Source organism: Bradyrhizobium paxllaeri, assembly GCF_001693515.2.
Taxonomy (GTDB): domain Bacteria; phylum Pseudomonadota; class Alphaproteobacteria; order Rhizobiales; family Xanthobacteraceae; genus Bradyrhizobium; species Bradyrhizobium paxllaeri.
Genome location: NZ_CP042968.1, coordinates 5,603,500 through 5,620,501, shown reverse-complemented (window position 1 = coordinate 5,620,501; position 17,002 = coordinate 5,603,500). Strand labels below are relative to the sequence as shown.

Annotated in this window: 20 protein-coding genes; 10 read left to right on the top strand and 10 right to left on the bottom strand. The window is 63.4% G+C overall.

Going from position 1 to position 17,002, the window contains the following annotated elements; genetic code table 11:
- Positions 1 to 103: 103 nt before the first annotated feature.
- The 4 genes from cckA (at position 104) to LMTR21_RS26800 (ending at position 5,070) form a co-directional block, all read left to right on the top strand.
- Positions 104 to 2,671 (top strand): cell cycle histidine kinase CckA, encoded by a 2,568-nt coding sequence (cckA, locus tag LMTR21_RS26815; RefSeq protein WP_084030815.1) that lies wholly within the window; start codon positions 104 to 106, stop codon positions 2,669 to 2,671.
- 169 nt (positions 2,672 to 2,840) lie between these two features.
- Positions 2,841 to 3,830 carry a Tim44 domain-containing protein gene (locus LMTR21_RS26810; protein ID WP_246174273.1) on the top strand — a complete coding sequence of 330 codons (990 nt, stop codon included), beginning with the start codon at positions 2,841 to 2,843 and terminating at the stop codon, positions 3,828 to 3,830.
- A 159-nt stretch (positions 3,831 to 3,989) separates the two neighbouring features.
- Positions 3,990 to 4,673, top strand: coding sequence for a lectin (locus tag LMTR21_RS26805; RefSeq protein ID WP_065754837.1), 684 nt, complete (start codon positions 3,990 to 3,992; stop codon positions 4,671 to 4,673).
- A gap of 121 nt (positions 4,674 to 4,794) precedes the next feature.
- Complete coding sequence (locus LMTR21_RS26800) at positions 4,795 to 5,070, top strand: hypothetical protein (protein WP_065754836.1); 276 nt, start codon at positions 4,795 to 4,797, stop codon at positions 5,068 to 5,070.
- Positions 5,071 to 5,287: 217 nt separating this feature from the next.
- On the opposite strand, the gene LMTR21_RS26790 is transcribed toward LMTR21_RS26800, so the two are convergent.
- On the bottom strand, positions 5,288 to 5,707 hold the full coding sequence (locus LMTR21_RS26790) for a DUF3606 domain-containing protein (RefSeq protein ID WP_065754835.1): 420 nt from the start codon (positions 5,705 to 5,707) through the stop codon (positions 5,288 to 5,290).
- Positions 5,708 to 5,892: 185 nt separating this feature from the next.
- Here LMTR21_RS26790 and LMTR21_RS26785 point away from each other — a divergent pair, with 185 nt between their 5' ends.
- The gene (locus LMTR21_RS26785; RefSeq protein WP_065754848.1) at positions 5,893 to 6,600 is read left to right on the top strand and encodes a glutathione S-transferase; all 708 of its coding nucleotides are present in this window, start codon (positions 5,893 to 5,895) and stop codon (positions 6,598 to 6,600) included.
- A gap of 127 nt (positions 6,601 to 6,727) precedes the next feature.
- Here the strand turns inward: LMTR21_RS26785 and LMTR21_RS26780 are convergent, their stop codons facing one another.
- From LMTR21_RS26780 to LMTR21_RS26760, 5 genes are all read right to left on the bottom strand, one after another.
- On the bottom strand, positions 6,728 to 7,087 hold the full coding sequence (locus LMTR21_RS26780; protein WP_065754834.1) for a GFA family protein: 360 nt from the start codon (positions 7,085 to 7,087) through the stop codon (positions 6,728 to 6,730).
- 69 nt (positions 7,088 to 7,156) lie between these two features.
- Entirely contained in the window at positions 7,157 to 7,831 is a 675-nt protein-coding gene (locus LMTR21_RS26775; protein WP_065754833.1) for a methyltransferase family protein, read from the bottom strand.
- 230 nt (positions 7,832 to 8,061) lie between these two features.
- On the bottom strand, positions 8,062 to 8,247 hold the full coding sequence (locus LMTR21_RS26770) for a hypothetical protein (RefSeq protein ID WP_141688463.1): 186 nt from the start codon (positions 8,245 to 8,247) through the stop codon (positions 8,062 to 8,064).
- 153 nt (positions 8,248 to 8,400) lie between these two features.
- Complete coding sequence (locus LMTR21_RS26765) at positions 8,401 to 8,877, bottom strand: hypothetical protein (protein WP_065754832.1); 477 nt, start codon at positions 8,875 to 8,877, stop codon at positions 8,401 to 8,403.
- Positions 8,878 to 8,954: 77 nt separating this feature from the next.
- Positions 8,955 to 9,485, bottom strand: coding sequence for a hypothetical protein (locus LMTR21_RS26760; RefSeq protein ID WP_065754831.1), 531 nt, complete (start codon positions 9,483 to 9,485; stop codon positions 8,955 to 8,957).
- A gap of 214 nt (positions 9,486 to 9,699) precedes the next feature.
- On the opposite strand from LMTR21_RS26760, the gene LMTR21_RS26755 reads away from it, so the two are divergent.
- The 3 genes from LMTR21_RS26755 (at position 9,700) to LMTR21_RS26745 (ending at position 12,604) form a co-directional block, all read left to right on the top strand.
- On the top strand, positions 9,700 to 11,352 hold the full coding sequence (locus tag LMTR21_RS26755) for a fumarate hydratase (protein ID WP_065754830.1): 1,653 nt from the start codon (positions 9,700 to 9,702) through the stop codon (positions 11,350 to 11,352).
- 119 nt (positions 11,353 to 11,471) lie between these two features.
- Positions 11,472 to 11,915 (top strand): MaoC family dehydratase, encoded by a 444-nt coding sequence (locus tag LMTR21_RS26750; RefSeq protein WP_065754829.1) that lies wholly within the window; start codon positions 11,472 to 11,474, stop codon positions 11,913 to 11,915.
- A complete protein-coding gene (locus LMTR21_RS26745; protein ID WP_187399201.1) occupies positions 11,912 to 12,604 on the top strand; it encodes a DUF429 domain-containing protein in 693 nt (230 codons plus the stop codon). Before LMTR21_RS26750 ends, LMTR21_RS26745 begins: the two co-directional genes overlap by 4 nt.
- Positions 12,605 to 12,838: 234 nt before the next feature.
- Here the strand turns inward: LMTR21_RS26745 and LMTR21_RS26740 are convergent, their stop codons facing one another.
- The 3 genes from LMTR21_RS26740 to LMTR21_RS26730 form a co-directional block, all read right to left on the bottom strand.
- Complete coding sequence (locus LMTR21_RS26740) at positions 12,839 to 13,135, bottom strand: hypothetical protein (protein WP_065754828.1); 297 nt, start codon at positions 13,133 to 13,135, stop codon at positions 12,839 to 12,841.
- A 127-nt stretch (positions 13,136 to 13,262) separates the two neighbouring features.
- Positions 13,263 to 13,820, bottom strand: a complete 558-nt coding sequence (locus LMTR21_RS26735) for an inner membrane-spanning protein YciB (RefSeq protein ID WP_065754827.1) — start codon at positions 13,818 to 13,820, stop codon at positions 13,263 to 13,265.
- Positions 13,821 to 13,863: 43 nt separating this feature from the next.
- Positions 13,864 to 14,442 (bottom strand): hypothetical protein, encoded by a 579-nt coding sequence (locus tag LMTR21_RS26730; RefSeq protein WP_065754826.1) that lies wholly within the window; start codon positions 14,440 to 14,442, stop codon positions 13,864 to 13,866.
- Here LMTR21_RS26730 and LMTR21_RS26725 point away from each other — a divergent pair.
- Positions 14,441 to 14,716 (top strand): hypothetical protein, encoded by a 276-nt coding sequence (locus LMTR21_RS26725; protein ID WP_065754825.1) that lies wholly within the window; start codon positions 14,441 to 14,443, stop codon positions 14,714 to 14,716. The genes LMTR21_RS26730 and LMTR21_RS26725 overlap by 2 nt on opposite strands.
- Before the next feature lie 11 nt (positions 14,717 to 14,727).
- Here the strand turns inward: LMTR21_RS26725 and LMTR21_RS26720 are convergent, their stop codons facing one another.
- Positions 14,728 to 16,131 (bottom strand): carotenoid oxygenase family protein, encoded by a 1,404-nt coding sequence (locus LMTR21_RS26720; protein WP_065754824.1) that lies wholly within the window; start codon positions 16,129 to 16,131, stop codon positions 14,728 to 14,730.
- A 111-nt stretch (positions 16,132 to 16,242) separates the two neighbouring features.
- Here LMTR21_RS26720 and LMTR21_RS26715 point away from each other — a divergent pair, with 111 nt between their 5' ends.
- Positions 16,243 to 16,977: a TetR/AcrR family transcriptional regulator gene (locus LMTR21_RS26715; RefSeq protein WP_148636014.1), complete on the top strand. Its 735-nt coding sequence runs from the start codon at positions 16,243 to 16,245 to the stop codon at positions 16,975 to 16,977.
- The last annotated feature ends 25 nt before the right edge of the window (positions 16,978 to 17,002 follow it).

Sequence of the window (17,002 nt, the reverse complement as noted above, 5' to 3'; positions counted from 1 at the left end):
ATAACCGCCTGATGGACTTGCACTTGCAGGTCCGATTCAGGCACTCAGGAGGGGCGTGCGAATCCGCCCGTCTCCTCTTTGCCGAAGGGCAGCGCCTCTTCAGATGACCGCCGAAACCGCCAGCCGCCGTCCGCCCACCGAGCCCTTCGCGGCCAACGAACCGGCGCGACGGGGAGGTAGCATCATGCTGGTGCTGCTGGTGGCCGCCGGCATCGTCGGGGTGGCGATCGCGCTGATGACCATCGGCCGCGCCCAGGCCCAGCCCTATATCCTGGGCGTGCTGGCGCTGCTCGCCATGGTCGGCCTGTTCAATCTGTTCGCCTTTGCCGCCGGTATTGTCCGCTTTACCGACCGCGCCTCCGACGACCCCGTCATGGGCCGTATCGCCGATCAGGCCCATGACGGGCTCGCGGTGACCGACCCCAAGGGCCATGTGGTCTATTCCAACGCCGCCTATCTGGCGCTGACCGGAGCTGCCAGCCGGCAGGATGTGCGCCCGGTCGAGCGCGTCTTCATCGGCAATCCTGACGTCTCGGAGGCCGTATTCCGCCTGCTCAAGGCCGCCCGCGAAGGCAAGCGGCAGCAGGAGGAGGTCCGCATCGCCGGCTCCGACGGTGCGCAGGGCCGCTGGCTGCGGATGCGGGTGCGGCCGCTCGGCCAGAGCAAGCGCGAAGCCAAATATGCGGTGTGGTCGATCGCCGACATCACGCGGGACCGCGAGCGCCAGGAGGACGTGTTCCGGGAATTGCAGCATGCGATCGAATATCTCGACCACGCGCCGTGCGGCTTCTTCTCGGTCAATCCGGCCGGCGACGTCATCTATGTCAATGCCACGCTGGCGAACTGGCTGGATTACGATCTTGCGGAGATTGGATCCGGCGGGCTGAAGCTCTCCGATATCGTCTCCGGCGACGGCGCTTCGCTGCTGACCTCGATCGTGGCGGTGCCGGGCGAAGTCAAAACCGAGGTGTTCGACATCGACCTCCGCATGCGCGGCGGCAAGACCATGCCGGTGCGGCTCTATCACAAGCTTGCCTTCGGCGCCAACGGCTCGCCGGGGTCGTCGCGCACGCTGGTAATCAGCCGTGCGCGCGACGAACATTCCGATCCCGAGCGCGCCGCCGAAGTGCGCTTCATGCGCTTCTTCGACCATACGCCGATGGCGATCGCGACGGTGGACCGCGGCGGCGCCGTCGTCCGCGCCAATGCTCGCTTCGCCAAGCTGGCGCAGAACCTGAGCCCTGATGGTGCGGCCAACAAGTCGATCTTCCGCACCGTGAATGCGCGCGATCGCGGCCTTCTGATCGCGGCCATCAACCAGGCTGCCGAAGGGCAGGGCGACATTGCGCCTGTCGAGGCCATGCTCGACGGCGCCAAGGAGCGCTGGGGCCAATTCTTCGTCACCGCGGTTGAGGAGGACGAGCGCGATACCGAAGCCGCCATCGTCTATCTCCTGGAGACCACCGAGCGTCGCACGCTGGAAAACCAGATCAACCAGTCGCAGAAGATGGACATGGTCGGCCAGCTCGCCGGCGGCATCGCGCACGATTTCAACAACGTGCTCTCGGCCATCATGATGGCGAACGACTTCCTGCTGAACGCGCACAAGCCGACCGATCCCTCGTTCCAGGATATCATGCAGATCAAGCAGAACGCGACCCGCGCCGCGACGCTGGTGCGGCAACTGCTCGCGTTCTCGCGCCGCCAGACGCTGCGGCCGCAGGTGCTCGACCTCGGCGACGCGCTTTCCGATCTCACGATGCTGCTGCGGCGCTTGATCGGGGAGAAGGTCAAGCTCGACCTCGTGCACGGCCGCGACCTCTGGCCGGTCAAGGTCGACGTCTCGCAATTCGAGCAGGTGGTGGTCAATCTCGCGGTCAACGCGCGCGACGCGATGCCCGATGGCGGCAAGCTGACGGTGAAGACCGCGAACGTCACGGCGGATGAATCCGCGCAGCTCTCCTACAAGGGGTTGCCGGCCGCCGACTATGTACGCATCGACATCTCCGATACCGGCACCGGAATCCCCGCCGAGATCGTCGACAAGATCTTCGAGCCGTTCTTCTCGACCAAGGAAGTCGGCAAGGGTACCGGGCTCGGCCTCTCGACGGTCTACGGTATCGTCAAGCAGACCGGCGGCTTCGTTTACGTCGACTCCACGCCCGGCGAAGGTACCACGTTCCGCATCTTCCTGCCGCGCCACCGGCCCGAGCTGGAAGCGCAGCCCGAAGCGCAGGCCACCAATGGCGCGGCCAAGGAAGGCGCGGCCGAGCCGCCGAAGCCGCGGCCCGACCTGACCGGGCAGGGCACCATCCTGCTGGTGGAAGACGAGGACGGCCTGCGCTCGCTCAACGCGCGCGGGCTTCGTTCGCGCGGCTACAGCGTGATCGAGGCTTCCAACGGCATCGAGGCAATGGAGGCGCTCGATGAAAAGGACGGCGCCGTCGATCTCGTCGTCTCCGACGTCGTGATGCCGGAAATGGACGGCCCGACGCTGTTGCGCGAAATGCGCAAGCGCAACCCGAACCTCAAGATCATCTTTGTCTCCGGCTACGCCGAAGAGGCTTTCGACAAGAGCCTGCCGGAGAACGAGCAGTTCGCTTTCCTGCCAAAGCCGTTCGCGCTGAGCGCGCTGGTGGAGAAGGTCAAGGAGACGATGACGGCTACCTAGAACACCGGGCGAAAGCCTGCTTCTGCATGGTGAATGCGGAGTTCACGGCCAAATCGTCACATCCCCGCGACTGAGGGCCGCAGCTGCGGTTCCCGATATTTGCTTCACTTTTGGGTCGCTCTGCCCATCTTAGGGGCACTTCCCCATGGGGGGGAATGAGGAAACAGATATGAATTTCACGCAGACTGCGCGCGGAATTGTAAGGGCTTTTGCCATTGTCCTATCGGTGGCGGTTCCCTTGGCGATCACGATCTCGGCGGCTGACGCCCGTGTTGGCGGCGGTGGCAGTTCGGGTTCGCGCGGATCGAGGACCTATTCAGCGCCGCCGAGCACGACCACCGCGCCGGGCACGGCGCAACCCATGAACCGTACCTTCACCCAGCCGGGCACGCCCGGAGTGGGCGCACCGGCGGCTGCCGGCGCGGCGAACAAGGGCGGCTTCTTCAACCGGCCCGGCATGGGCATGCTCGGCGGTCTCGCCGCGGGCTTCCTTGGCGCCGGCCTGCTCGGCATGCTGTTCGGCGGCGGGTTGTTCTCGGGCCTCGGCGGCTTGTCGTCGATCATCGGCCTCCTGCTGCAGGTCGCCCTGATCGTGATCGTGGTGCGGCTGGCAATGTCCTGGTGGCAGCGCCGCCATACCCCGGCTTCCGCCTACGCGAACGGACCGGCCCCCGGCGCGCCTGCCGAAGGTCCCGGCGCTCAGAGCAGCTTCCGTTCCGGACTGGGCGGCTTCGGGCTGGGATCCAGCCAGCCGGCGCTGGAAATCCAGCCGGCTGACTATGAAGCCTTCGAGCGTCTGCTCGGCGAAATCCAGGCCGCGTGGTCGAACGAAGACGTTGCCAAACTGCACACGCTGGCGACGCCCGAGATGGTGTCCTACTTCTCGAAGGATCTCGAGGCGAACAAGGCCAACAACGACGTCAACAAGGTGTCCGACGTCAAGCTGCTGCAGGGCGACCTCGCGGAAGCCTGGCGCGAAGGCGAAACCGACTACGCCAGCGTGGCGATGCGGTTCTCGCTGGTCGACAAGACCCTGGAGCGCACCACCGGCCGTCTGGTCGCGGGCAGCGAAACCCCGACCGAAGCCACCGAGGTCTGGACTTTCGCCCGCCGTCGCGGCAGCGATTGGGAACTCTCGGCGATCCAGCAGACCAGCTGATCGCCTGTACATCATGACGAAGGCGCTGCGGTTCGCTCCGCAGCGCCTTTTTCTTTTGGCGGGATGGCCTGCTTTCCTCCACGGTTCACGGCAGCGGAATAAAGGTTGCCGTAATGGGTTGAAGACAAAGTCCAAAACTAAAAAACAGGGAGGACTTTGATGAACAGCTTCGCCAGAATCATCTCGCCGACATTGGTTGCGCTTGCCGCTATATCGGTTCTCGCAAGCGCGCCCGCGCAGGCGCAATCCGCCGACACCAGCTTCTTCCTGACCAGCAATGGCATCGGCAATGGCGGCAATCTCGGCGGGCTCGCCGGCGCTGACAATCATTGCCAGACATTGGCGCAGGCCGCCGGCGCGGGCGGCAAGACCTGGCGCGCCTACCTGTCGACGCAAGTCGCTGACGGCGCGCCTGCCGTCAATGCGCGCGATCGCATCGGCAAAGGGCCGTGGAAGAATGCCAAGGGCTCCGTGGTCGCCAAGGACGTTGCGGATTTGCACAGCGCCAACAACAACCTCAACAAGCAGACCGCGCTGTCCGAGAAAGGCGAGGTGATCAGCGGTGCTGGCGACACACCGAACCGCCACGATGTGCTGACGGGATCGCAGGCGGACGGTACTGCGTTTGCGGCCGGCGAAGACCGCACCTGCAAGAACTGGACGAGCAGCACGCAAGGCGCCGCGATGGTCGGCCATTTCGACCGCAAGGGTCTTCGGGACGACGAGCCGTCAAAATCCTGGAACACGTCGCACCCCTCGCGCGGGCCGGACGGCGGCTGCTCGCAGGCCGACCTCAAGAGCACCGGCGGCGACGGACTGTTCTATTGCTTCGCGGCGAACTGACGCGCGGCATTTTTTGTGCTCGCCAGATCACCTCTCCGGCAAGCCGGAGACCTGGTCTGCCTTCTGATCGCGGAACTCCTGATGGGCCTGGCGAGTTTTAATCCGGATAGGAGGACTTGCCATGAAACGCCTGTTTGTCGCGTTAATTTTGACCGTCCTGGCGCCGACGACGGTGGCGTTGGCCGGCAACACGTCGTCGAATTCCAGCTCCAACTCGTCGAACGGCGTTCATACGCGTGTCGATACGATTACGGCCGACAATGGCCGCGGGCGGACAATTTATCAGCGGCGCAACGTCCGCATCGACGCTGATCGCGGACGACCACACATGCGAAGCATTGTCCGCGAACGCTACGGCCATCGCACGATGCGCCGCTGGCACGATGACGACGATTAAGGCCGTTCACATCTGGTGCGGGGCAGGTATTTGTCCCGTGCGATTACCGCAGCTTTTTCCACTGGTTTCTCCGGGCCGCGTCATCGCGTATCGCACCGTCATGGTGCCGCAGACGGTGATGGTTGCGCCCGAGGGTGTTTCGCATGGGCGCGTCGCTCTGGTCGACGACGCGCCCGGCGATCGGCGCCGATGCAAATCCTGATGCCAAGGGCCGCCGTCAGGCGGCCTTTTTCTTTGCGCGCTTCTTTGCGGTTTTCCCGGCAACCTTCTTGGCGCTCTTCTTCGCTTTCTTCGCAGCCTTGCGCTTGGCGAGATGGGCGCCGACCGCCTTCGACGAATGCCCGACCGCGGCGACGGCGGCCTTCAATCTGGCGGGCGTGACCTTGAACTTCTTCGACCAGTAGCTGACTTCGTAGGGCTGGCTCACCGCGATACGGGCCCTATCAGAGGCCTTGTGCTTCTGCAGCTTAATATAGGCTTCCACGTTCCTGGCGGAGTGCCCGGCTTTTTTGACGGCGGCTTTCAGCTTGGCCGGCGTGATCTTCAGTTTCTTCGACCAGTAGGCGACCTCGTAAGGCTCGCTCAGCGCGATCAGCCCGCGATCGGCCCCGCCGCGCTTCTTCCTGTTGTCCGCCATCCGCATTCTCCTGTCGTGTTGAGAAAATCGACGCTTCAAACGGAAGCAACCTAACACCCTCGCGCGCGTTCGGACAGTTTCGGGGTGTGGAGAACCTGCGCGACCGGCCGATGTGCGTTTGGCGTGACGAACCAGCCGCGGAGTGATTTGTTATGTCGGTGAAACCGGCTGCGGAGGCGTCATCGATGCGTTACGAACTCTATTACTGGCCCATGATCCAGGGCCGCGGCGAATATGTCCGCCTTGCGCTCGAAGAGGCCGGCGCCCGCTATGACGACGTGGCGCGCCGCGGCAACGGCATGGCCGCGATGACGCGGATGATGGACGCGGGGAAGGGAACGCCGCCCTTCGCGCCGCCGTTCCTCAAGGACGGCAAGCTCGTGATCGGGCAGACCGCCAACATCCTGCTCTATCTCGGATCGCGCCACGGACTGGCGCCGAAGGCGGAGGCCGGCAGATTGTGGGTGCATCAGTTGCAGCTCACGATCGCCGATCTGGTGCTGGAAGTTCACGACACCCATCATCCGCTGGGTCCCTCGCTGTACTACGAGGACCAGAGGGCGCCGGCGAAAAAACGCACCGAAGAGTTCTGGAAGGAGCGGGTGCCGAAATATCTCGGCTACTTCGAGGACCTGCTCGCGGCCAATGGAGGCACCTACGTCACCGGCCGCCGGCTCACTTACGTCGACCTGTCGCTGTTCCAGATCGTCGAGGGGCTGCGCTACGCTTTCCCGAAACGGATGAAAGCTTTCGAGCGGAAGATTCCCGGTCTCGTCGAACTGCGCGACCGTGTCGCGGCGCGGCCGAACATCAAGACCTATCTGGCCAGCGACCGACGGATCGCGTTCAACGAGGACGGGATTTTCAGGAGGTACAAGGCGCTGGATGGGTGAGACCCGTTGATCGTCCCTCTATCTCTCCGTCATGCCCGGGCTTGTCCCGGGCATCCACGTCTTACTTGCTGAGGGCGCGTCCAAGACGTGGATGGCCGGGACAAGCCCGGCCATGACGACTGTGGTCTCACATGTTGCGTCCATCCACCGGCGTCATCTCCAGCTTCGACAGTTCAATGCCGTCGATGCAGCTCACATTCAGCGCCACCACGTCGCTGCCGTCGGGCTTCTTGCCGCGCGCGAAGACGTCGACGCCGCAATCGACGCAGAGCTGGTGGTGGATGGCGTGCTTGTTGAAGAGATATTCCTTCAGGTTTTCCTCGCCGGCGCGGAGCTGAAAGCTCTTTGGGTCGAGGAAGGTGAAGTGCAGGCCCTTCTTGGTGCAGATCGAGCAATTGCAGGCGGTGACCATCGCAAGGTCACTGGTGCATTCGAAGCGCACCTGGCCGCAATGGCAGCCGCCGGTGTAGGTCTTGCTATCGGGCATCCGCGTCCACCTCCCGGTCTCTCACCAAAGCCGTCTCTCGCCAAAGCCTTCTTTCACCATAGCCTTCTCTCACCAAAGGCCTGGCACCAGACGATAGCGCACGCGCGCGGCATAGTCAGCATAGCCGGGCAACCCCTCGACCAAAGCGCGCTCCTCGATGCGGGCGCGAATGGCGAACAGCACGGCGAATGCCGGTGCGATCGCCACGCCCCACCATGATCCCAGCAATAGCGGGACGCCGACGAAGAACAGCATGATGCCGCTGTACATGGGATGGCGGACGAAGGCATAGGGGCCGCTCGAGACGACGTGATGCTGGCGCGCGGCCTGCACCTTCACGACGGGCGCGGCAAAGGAATTTGCACGGAACACCCACATGATGAAGGCGGTCGAGAGCAGGTACATCGCAAGCCCCACCACCTGCAGCACGAGCGGAACATCGGATGCATGCGCGCGCCGGTCCAGTCCGATCGCGACCAGCCAGATGAGCGTCGCCAGGACGAAGACAAGCATGAATTTCTTGTCGGCGGCCGGCTGGTCCGCTTGAAACGTCGGCCGCATCCGCTCGGCGAGCAGGGCGGGATCGGTTTTCGCAAGCCACAGGCCGCACGCGGGACCAATGGTCGCGCTTACGACCAGGAACACCCATGCTGCCGGCCAATGCAGCGAACCTGCGGAGGCGAACAGCAGCGCGCCGAGAACGACGACAGTGATGGTGTTCTGCAGCAGAAGCTTTGTGATCATGCGCGGGTTCCATTCGCCCCACGGTCAATATGATCGCGCGATTCTCAGGCAAACTTGCGGCGCCGAGGTGAGGTGGAAGCACCACGTTTTCGCGCGACTGTCATGCCGCAAAAGCGGGTATGCAGTACGCCGCGGCCTATCGACTGAATCGCTGACGCCTCAGGAAGACTGGACTGCCCGCTCCAGTGCGCAATTGCGTACTAGGCGGGCGACGACAGCGCGCTGTGAGTTCAAACGAACCGATCGACCCGCGTTCCCTGTCCGGGCGGCAGGGGAGCGACCAGCGTCGGCTGCGGCGTGCGGGTGCCGTCGGCGGCGGCGCCGTTCTGTACGTCCGGGGTCTTGTCGGGAGCCTTGAACACGGGGACTTCAGGCGCTTTGACCACCACCGTTGCCGGGACAGCAGAGACATCCATCGGAAGCATCCTTTTGGTTGCCTCCGACACTGGCCGGTTTGAAACGAACGATTGGTGAATCCGGCGGGGCAATCCCGCGCCGATCCCGTCAATCCCGTCCGATGGTGAACGGACAGCTCGCGGAATCGTTAGAATGCGACCGATCGGGAGCGGCTACTCGTCCTTGCCGCGGGTTACCACGATCGAGGCCTCGGTCTTGGTGCGCGTGCATTCCATGTTGAGCCGGCGAAAGCGCATGGAAACCTTGTCGCCCCGCAGAAGCCCCATGCGCTTGATGCAGCGCGAGGAGCCGGTCATCACGTCGGGCTTCGGGATCGTGAAGATGATGGCGCCGGCGGACGCAACGAGCGCGAAGAATTCGGGCTTCGGCTTGCGGTCGGTCTTGGCGTAGAGCTCGATGGAATAGTTGCGGCCGCGGCAGCCGAGCGACAATTCCTTGGCGGCCGGATGGGTCAGATAGACCATGTTGCCGGTGTTCATGCTGATCTTGAGGCCGTCGATCTGGTTCTTCAGCTCCTTGGCGGTGTCCTCGCAGCGGTCGGCCCGTGCCGGCGATGCACTGAGCGCGGCGACCAGCGTCAGCGCTGCGGCGAGCAGGGTCGGTCGTCGAATTTGTGGTCTCAAAGCCATTGTGAATGCCCCCTTGTACCATTGAAGCTCGCGCGCGAATTTCCTGCAAGGAGCGCACGCGGAAGTCAACTTGCTTGTCAGAAACCGTAGAGGAAGACGCTGATCCCGAAGGCGATCACGGCGAGCACGTCGAACAGCGTGGGAATGCTGACCAGCAGGCTGGCGAGCCCCAGCCGCTCCTGGCGTGCGGCGAGCGCGATGGCGCAGGCGCCCATCAGCGGAAACGCGATGATCTGGACCGGGGTCTGGAAGGCGGAGAGGCCGCCAAAATCGAGCCCGTGCCGCACCACCGAGGGCATGTAGTTCAGCCAGTTCATCAGCACCAGCGCGCCCAGCGCGATGACCGCGTAACGCAGCCGGCCGACCGTGGCAAACGCCAGCGCGGCCAGCGCCAGCAGGGGATGAGAGGCGACATACGCCTTGACGATTGCGCCGCCGAGGCCGGGCCCCGGAATCTCCGACATGTCGCCGAACAGCATCGGCGCGTGCGACAGCCCCTCGAACGCTTCGATCGCGGCCATGATGATCAGAAGCAGATAGAGCCCGAGCAGCCGCGGCGGGCGCGCCGGGACGGAAGCTGCATCAGGCAATGTGGTCGCGGAGGTCATTACGATCGCAAGTCTGCTCGAGGTAGATCGGAAATCTCGGGTTTGTCTGAAATGGACCCGGAACGGTTCAATCGCCGATGGGCGACCGCAATAGCCGGATTCGGCCGCATCTGGCGGGCCAGCAAAACCTTCCTTTTGGTCGAAAAATGCTTAGAACGGGTCTATCTCCGCGGCGCCGTTCCGGCCGCCGCCGGCTCCAACCCGAGATATTGATATGAACGCTCCGACTGCCTTTCCCGATCAAAAGCCCGTTCCGCCCTACAAGCATACGCCGCTGTTTCCGCTGGGCGCCGACACCACGCCCTACAAGAAAATCACTGCTGAGGGCGTGCGGGTCGAGAAGGTGCTCGGCAAGGAGATGCTGGTGGTGTCGCGGGAGGCGCTGCGGGCGCTGTCGGAGGCTGCCTTCGGCGACATCAATCACTATTTGCGGCCGGGGCACCTGAAGCAGTTGCGCTCGATCCTGGAAGACAAGGAGGCCAGCGACAACGACAAGTTCGTCGCCTTCGACTTCCTCAAGAACGCCAACATCGCCGCCGGCGGCGTGTTGCCGATGTGCCAGGATACCGGCACCGCGATCATCATGGGCAAGAAGGGCTGCAACGTCATCACCGACGGCGACGACGAGGCCGCGCTCTCCGAAGGCGCGCGCGACGCGTACCTGCGCCGTAACCTGCGCTATTCGCAGGTGGCGCCACTGTCGATGTACGAGGAAAAGAACACCGCCAACAACATGCCGGCGCAGTGCGAGATCTACGCCGAGGGCGACGACGCCTACAAGTTCATGTTCATGGCCAAGGGCGGCGGTTCCGCCAACAAGAGCTTTCTGTTCCAGGCAACGCCATCCGTTCTGACCAAGGACCGCCTGCTGGCGTTCCTGAAGGAGAAGGTGTTGACGCTCGGCACCGCGGCATGCCCGCCATACCACCTCGCCATCGTCATCGGCGGCACGTCGGCCGAGTTGTGCATGAAGACGGTGAAGCTTGCCTCCGCGCGCTATCTCGATGCGCTGCCGACCCAGGGCTCGGCGGACGGTAATGCCTTCCGCGATCTCGAGATGGAGCAGGAAATCCTCAAGATGACGCAGTCGCTCGGCGTCGGCGCGCAGTTCGGCGGCAAGTATTTCTGCCACGACGTGCGCGTGATCCGGATGCCGCGCCACGGCGCGTCGCTGCCGATCGGGCTCGGCGTCTCCTGTTCGGCCGACCGCCAGGTGCTTGGCAAGATCACGAAAGACGGCGTCTATCTCGAAGAGCTCGAGCATAACCCGGCGCAGTATCTGCCGGCTGTGGAACAGTCGCTCGGCGGTGAGGTCGTCAAGATCGACCTCGACAAGCCGATGAAGGAAATTCTGGCGACGCTGTCGCAATATCCGATCAAGACGCGGGTCTCGATGACCGGCACCATGATCGTGGCGCGCGATTCCGCCCACGCCAAACTGCGCGAGCGGCTGGAGAAGGGCGAGCCGCTGCCGGATTACTTCAAGAACCATCCGGTCTATTACGCCGGACCGGCCAAGACGCCCGACGGCTACGCGTCCGGCGCGTTCGGCCCGACCACCGCGGGACGCATGGACTCCTTCGTCGACCAGTTCCAGGCGGCAGGCGGATCGATGGTGATGGTGGCCAAGGGCAACCGCGCGGTCGCGGTGCGCGAGGCCTGCAAGAAGCACGGCGGCTTCTATCTCGGCTCGATCGGCGGCGCCGCGGCAAACCTCGCCGAGCACTGCATCAAGAAGGTCGAGGTCGTCGAATATCCCGAGCTCGGCATGGAAGCGATCTGGCGCATCGAAGTGGTGGATTTCCCCGCCTTCATCATCATCGACGACAAGGGCAACGACTTCTTCAAGGAATTGAATCTGGGGTAGGATTTTTGCGGAATGGCATCGATCGGTAGTCCGAGCCAAATAAATACGGGATTGAACTTGGCAGTTGCTGGATGCCGTAAACAGAGCGCGCGCTTTTCCTGACGGGAAGAAACAACAACATGGTCGAGTGGTTCGACGACTTGAAGGTCGGCATGCGCTTCAAGAGCGAAGCAGTGACGGTGTCGAAGGACGACATCCTTCGCTTCGCCAGGGAATACGATCCGCAGCCGTTTCACCTCGACGAGGAGGCCGCCAAGAAGACGGTCTTCAAGGGGCTCGCCGCATCTGGCTGGCATACGGCGGCTATCGCCATGCGGCTTGCCACCGAGTGCCGGCCGTTCGGGCCGCATCCGCTCTTGGGCGCCGGCGTTGACGATCTGCGCTGGCTGAAGCCGGTGCGGCCCGGCGACAAGCTGCATCTTGAAGGAGAAGTGGTCGAACTGGCGCCTTCACGGTCGAAGCCGCAAGGCGTCGCCCGTGTCAGATGGACCCTCTATGACGAGCACGGCGAGGCGGTCTACACCTTCATTCCGATCGCGATCGTGCCCACGCGTCCGACGTGAGCGCGGGGTCCGGGCTCAGGGCAATTGGCCTCGACGGGTTCCGCAACGGCTGGGTTGCGGTGCTCCTTGACGGCGACCTTCACGCGATCAGATTTTGTCACGACGTTGGCGAGGCGCTGTCTGTTCGCTTTGACCGCGCTGCGATCGACATTCCAATCGGCATGACCGATGACGGCGAGCGGGCTTGCGATCTCCTTGCCCGCGAGAGATTACGGCCGCATTCTTCGCGCGTGTTCACCGGAGCACGGCGTTGGCTGTGGCGAGAATTTTCCGATCCAGACCGTGCCAACCGGGATGCCTCGCGGCGTGGCCAGAAGCGCGTGTCGCGCCAACTCTGGCATCTTGGGCCGAAGATCATGGAAGTGGATAGGTTCGTGCGGGCCAACCGCACACACGACGTTCGCGAGGTTCACCCGGAACTGGTCTTCTTGCGCCTCAACGACTGCAAGCCGCTACCGTCGAAGAAATCGGAGGATGGAATTCGTCTCCGCCGCTTGCTGCTGAAGCGGGAAGGAATCCGGGCTATCGACAGGTGGCTGGCCGCCGAGCGTATCGGTACCGGCGCCAAGTGCGACGACGTGCTTGATGCCTGCGCCGTCGCGATCGCTGCGCGTGATGCCGCTGGCTGCATTCCGGAAGGCGTCGCGCCACGTGACGCTTACGGACTGCCGATGCAGATCTGGTCGTGACCCAACCTTAATTGCAATTCGTCACTTGGCTGGAGCACAGCGAGCGCCACCAGCCGCGCACACCGTCATGGCCTTCCACCGATCGCATTGGCTGCTGCAGGTGAGCAGCTTGGCCGGTTCTGCCTAAGGCGCCTGCGCAATCGCCGCACCCGCCAGCGAGGCGAGTACGGCGATCGTCACGATTATCGTCTTGTGCATGGAATGAGAGAGGAGGCGTTGTCGCCTCCTCATCCGTCAGGCCCGTGACCCCGTGAACGGGAAGCTGCCCATCGGACCGATACCCATTTCGCCGGACATGCTGTCGCCGGAAACTTTTCCGGTAAAGGCAAGCGTGAGCGGCATCGGGTTGGTGATGGAAATCTTCCAGGCGACGTCGTCGCCGTTGACGGTGCCGTCAAAGATTTCGCCGGAATTGCCATCCGCGCCTTGCGTGCCCGTCAGCGTGCTGCCCGCGCTCGTCAGCGACAGCGTCGCCTTGCGCTCGCCCATCGGCGTGCTCATGGTGATGTTCCAGTTTCCGTCCACGGCCATTGCTGTCTCCCCGACAATTTCCCGGCAAACCGGAATGGCTTGCGAGATCCGCTAAACTCGATCGGCGGTATAGCCTATCTCGCCACACAAGCCCAACCGTCTCAAGCGTCCTTTTGACGCGTATTTTTCAGGCGCGCTGGGCGGCAGCGCGAATCCGATTGCCGACCAGAACACGAAACGCAATGTATTGAATTGCAAAGGCGGCGATCTTGGCGCCGACCAGCACGACCGTCACATAAAGCGTCCACAGCTTCATGTCGCCGGTCATCGCAACGCCGATGGTGCCGGCGGCGAGCACGAAGCACAGCGCAGCCCAGGCATAGCCTGCGAAGGTGACGTATTCGGGAATGGTCTGCGACACGATCGGCGGCATGTAGCGCAACATCCAGCCGCGCTTGAGCATGATGAGGCCGATCGCGAAATGCCCGATCGCGGGTTTCGCCAGCACGAAGCGCGGATCGTGGGTCAGAAGCGTTGCGCTGCCGAGCACGATGACGAGCGCAAGGCTCGCCCAGGTCATGTAGCCGAGCTCCTTACCCTTGATACGGAAGTAGATCACCTGGCCGATCGCGCCTGCGATCGCCACGCCCGTTGCCAGCAGGACGTTGTCGGTCGCCAGATAGATCGCGATGAACACGATGGTGGAGAAAAAATCGGCGCCCAGTCTGGCGAATACGTCCTTCATCGGTTTGCTCTCTGTTGATCGTGTTGCGGCTATGAAGTCTGGCTCAGTTGGTGCCGGGCAGGGCGTTCGCAGGCGGGGCACCATACTTCGCCTTTCGATATTGCGGATACCACGTCGTGAAGAAGGCGGCACTGTTACGGGCGGCAAAGGCGACCACGAGACTGGACCAGAGCGGCAAGCCCGGCACATAGATCGCGAGAGCGTTGCCGGCCATCATCAGGACAAACGCTGCATTCCAGACCCAGGTGATGAGATAGACTGCCTTCAGAAAGCCAGGCTGCTTCACTGTCTCTGCATCAACCTCCTCAAGCGCATATTGCAGGATGAACGGCTTGCGGATGATCAGCGAGACCAGCGAGATCGCGAGCACGCCGACATCGACCGTCAGCCTGACGCATGAATGGCTGAGGTTCGGATCGATCAGCGCGACATAGGAGCCGAGCGTGGCGAACACGACCACCGAGCCCGCGCCGAGCATCTTGATCGAACGGCCACGATAGACGTCGATACCGACGACGGCGAGACAGATCGCGGCCGACGTGAACAGGCTGATCTCGGCCGAAGTCACCAACATCAGCAGGGCGAATGACCCGAAGGGGGCGAGGATCAGGAAGAGCGTCATGGTAGCCTCCCGGGACAAATCTTTACATCGTAAAGATACCGTAGGGGCGCGCGGGGGAGTCGTCAAGAAAAATCTTTACAGTGTCAAAATAAAACTGCGGTATCCGAAAATGGCGCGTATTTACAAGGGAGTACGCGAGGTCCGTGGCGGGCTATGCACCGAGCAGGCGCGCAGCAGGATTATCAGTGCGCAGGCAAGCAGCAAAACCAGCGTGATCGCGATGCCGCCGAGGCTAGCATCGAACTCCGATGTGCAATTGCACATCGGAGGATGACCACGGCTGACTTACTGCGCGCCCACCCAGTTGCCGTGAAAGCCATCGGGCACGCGATGGCCGAGATGCACCAGCGCGACGGGACCTCCTTCGACATCCTGCGCGTTGAACACCGCCAGATCGCTGCGGTTCTCGCGCGCGCGCCAGACGGCGACAAGTAGCCAGCCGTCGCCCTCGGCGGCGTCGGGCCCGCGCTCCACGAACACCGGCTCGGAGATGGTGTCGCCGGCGGGCAGCAGGTAATGGCCAAGACGTTTGCCCTTGCCGTCGACATGGACGATGCCGGACAGCGCGCCGAACATCGGCAGGTCGGGGTTGGCGCAGGCGTACCAGCCATGGCTGTTGGCATAGCCGGCGCGGCGGTCGTCGATGCGCGGGAATTCGCCGGTGAGATCGTCGAGATAGGTTTGCGTGAAGCGGTCGGTATTGCCTGCGAGGTCGAACGTCCAGCGGCAGTATCGCGCGCGCGATTTCTGCGGATCGGTCTTCGATCCATCGGGATGCGGGAACAGCGGCGCTTCCTCGAACTGCATCACGTCGGCAATGATGCGGTTGCCTTCCTCCCAGGCGTTCATGACGTGGAAGACGTAGCAGTTCTCGGCGCGGAACCAGACGAGGTCCGCAGGTGAGCCGTTGCGCTTCATGACACCGACGTAAGCGCCTTTCTCCGGCTCCCACGCGTAAGGCGGCTTGCTGCGCATTGCGCGCTCCATGCTGCCAGTGATCGGCAGGATCGGAAACAGCAGATGATTTTCAGTGACGATGAAGTCGTGCACCATGCTGGCGTAGGGCGCCTCGAAGCGATCGAACCGCGTCACCACGCCTGAAGCGTTGACGGATCCGAAGGAGAGGGCGGGCGTGAGCGGGCCCATGGCGTTGTAGCCGAAGAAAACCATCTCGCCGGTCACGGGATCGATCTTGGGATGCGCCGTGAACGGTCCCTTGATGGCGCCCTTGTAGTCGCAATAGCCGAGACGATCGAGCGTGCCGGGCTCGATCTCGGTCGGCAGATGGCCTTCCTCCAGCGCCAGCAGTTTTCCGCCATGGAAGATGATGTTGGTATTGGCGACGCCGCCATCATCGGTGATGCCGGCGGAGGCGCCCGGCAGCTTGCGGCCGAAGCCGCCAAACAGCGCGCGGCCGGCATCGTGCTCGGCCAGCCATTTCGGGGTGCGGACCCAGCGGTTGCGATAGCTGGCGCGGCCGTTCTCCAGATGGAAGGCGTGCAGCATGCCGTCGCCGACGAACCAGTGGGCGCCCGGCGCATCGAATTGCGGGTTGGGGCCGTTACGATAGAGCGTGCCGTTGAGTTCGCGCGGCAATTCGCCTGTCACCTTGAGATGCGGCGCGTCGCATTCCATCGGAATCGGCGCCAGATTGGGCCGGGTCATCTCGGTCGTCACCTGGTCGAGCATTCACGTCTCCTCCGGTTTTAATCTTTACATCGTAAAGATATCAGTAAGGACGATGTGGCTGCTCGTCAAGCAAAATCTTTACAGTGTAAAAATTGCGGCTATAAGGATCACATGGCAAGAACATCGCGAGAAACCAGAACCAATCGCCCCGCCGAGAAGCGCAGGCCCGCAAGAGTGGCAACCGAAAGGCCGGCCAGCCGCCGGCGTCGGCCGGCGGGCGAGACCCCTTATCATCACGGCGATCTGCACGACGCGCTGCTGGCCGCGGCCGAGCGGGTGCTGGAACGTGACGGGTTGGTGGGACTGACGCTACGCGCGGTGGCGCGAGAGGCCGGCGTATCGCATGCGGCGCCCACCCATCATTTCGGCGATCTCACCGGGCTATTGAGCGAACTCGCCGCCATCGGCTTTCGCCGTTTCAACGAGGCGATGGTCGTGGCGGGCAAGACCGAAACCCACCCGCTGATGAAGGCGCTGGCGCGCGCCAAAGCCTATGTCGCCTATGCACAGGCTAGTCCGGGCATGTACGGGCTGATGTTCCGCAACGAGCGGATCGACATGACGCGGCCGTCGCTGCATGAGGCGGCGACCGCCTCTTTCGCAGGATTGGCAAGCGCAATCGGCGCCGGCCGCAACGAGAACCTCACCGGCGAGGCGTTGGAGGCATTGTCGCTCGACCAGGCTGCCGCAATTGCCCGCGCCTGGTCGCTGGTGCACGGCTTCACCTCGCTGCTGCTCGACGGCCGGCTCAAGGACATCCTGCACCGACTGCCCGAAGGCACCGGGGTCGACCAACTCCTCGACGCCATGCTGCGCTCGACGGCGCCGCGGCCGCCGGTGGTCTAGCGCAGGCGTTGGCGCGTTACGCGAG

What these genes read in the sequence shown, in the direction of transcription:
- cckA (WP_084030815.1), top strand. Translation starts at nt 104, where the DNA reads ATGACCGCCGAAACCGCCAGCCGCCGTCCGCCCACCGAGCCCTTCGCG.
- LMTR21_RS26810 (WP_246174273.1), top strand. Translation starts at nt 2,841, where the DNA reads ATGAATTTCACGCAGACTGCGCGCGGAATTGTAAGGGCTTTTGCCATT.
- LMTR21_RS26805 (WP_065754837.1), top strand. Translation starts at nt 3,990, where the DNA reads ATGAACAGCTTCGCCAGAATCATCTCGCCGACATTGGTTGCGCTTGCC.
- LMTR21_RS26800 (WP_065754836.1), top strand. Translation starts at nt 4,795, where the DNA reads ATGAAACGCCTGTTTGTCGCGTTAATTTTGACCGTCCTGGCGCCGACG.
- LMTR21_RS26790 (WP_065754835.1), bottom strand. Translation starts at nt 5,707, where the DNA reads ATGGCGGACAACAGGAAGAAGCGCGGCGGGGCCGATCGCGGGCTGATC.
- LMTR21_RS26785 (WP_065754848.1), top strand. Translation starts at nt 5,893, where the DNA reads ATGCGTTACGAACTCTATTACTGGCCCATGATCCAGGGCCGCGGCGAA.
- LMTR21_RS26780 (WP_065754834.1), bottom strand. Translation starts at nt 7,087, where the DNA reads ATGCCCGATAGCAAGACCTACACCGGCGGCTGCCATTGCGGCCAGGTG.
- LMTR21_RS26775 (WP_065754833.1), bottom strand. Translation starts at nt 7,831, where the DNA reads ATGATCACAAAGCTTCTGCTGCAGAACACCATCACTGTCGTCGTTCTC.
- LMTR21_RS26770 (WP_141688463.1), bottom strand. Translation starts at nt 8,247, where the DNA reads ATGGATGTCTCTGCTGTCCCGGCAACGGTGGTGGTCAAAGCGCCTGAA.
- LMTR21_RS26765 (WP_065754832.1), bottom strand. Translation starts at nt 8,877, where the DNA reads ATGGCTTTGAGACCACAAATTCGACGACCGACCCTGCTCGCCGCAGCG.
- LMTR21_RS26760 (WP_065754831.1), bottom strand. Translation starts at nt 9,485, where the DNA reads ATGACCTCCGCGACCACATTGCCTGATGCAGCTTCCGTCCCGGCGCGC.
- LMTR21_RS26755 (WP_065754830.1), top strand. Translation starts at nt 9,700, where the DNA reads ATGAACGCTCCGACTGCCTTTCCCGATCAAAAGCCCGTTCCGCCCTAC.
- LMTR21_RS26750 (WP_065754829.1), top strand. Translation starts at nt 11,472, where the DNA reads ATGGTCGAGTGGTTCGACGACTTGAAGGTCGGCATGCGCTTCAAGAGC.
- LMTR21_RS26740 (WP_065754828.1), bottom strand. Translation starts at nt 13,135, where the DNA reads ATGGCCGTGGACGGAAACTGGAACATCACCATGAGCACGCCGATGGGC.
- LMTR21_RS26735 (WP_065754827.1), bottom strand. Translation starts at nt 13,820, where the DNA reads ATGAAGGACGTATTCGCCAGACTGGGCGCCGATTTTTTCTCCACCATC.
- LMTR21_RS26725 (WP_065754825.1), top strand. Translation starts at nt 14,441, where the DNA reads ATGGTAGCCTCCCGGGACAAATCTTTACATCGTAAAGATACCGTAGGG.
- LMTR21_RS26730 (WP_065754826.1), bottom strand. Translation starts at nt 14,442, where the DNA reads ATGACGCTCTTCCTGATCCTCGCCCCCTTCGGGTCATTCGCCCTGCTG.
- LMTR21_RS26720 (WP_065754824.1), bottom strand. Translation starts at nt 16,131, where the DNA reads ATGCTCGACCAGGTGACGACCGAGATGACCCGGCCCAATCTGGCGCCG.
- LMTR21_RS26715 (WP_148636014.1), top strand. Translation starts at nt 16,243, where the DNA reads ATGGCAAGAACATCGCGAGAAACCAGAACCAATCGCCCCGCCGAGAAG.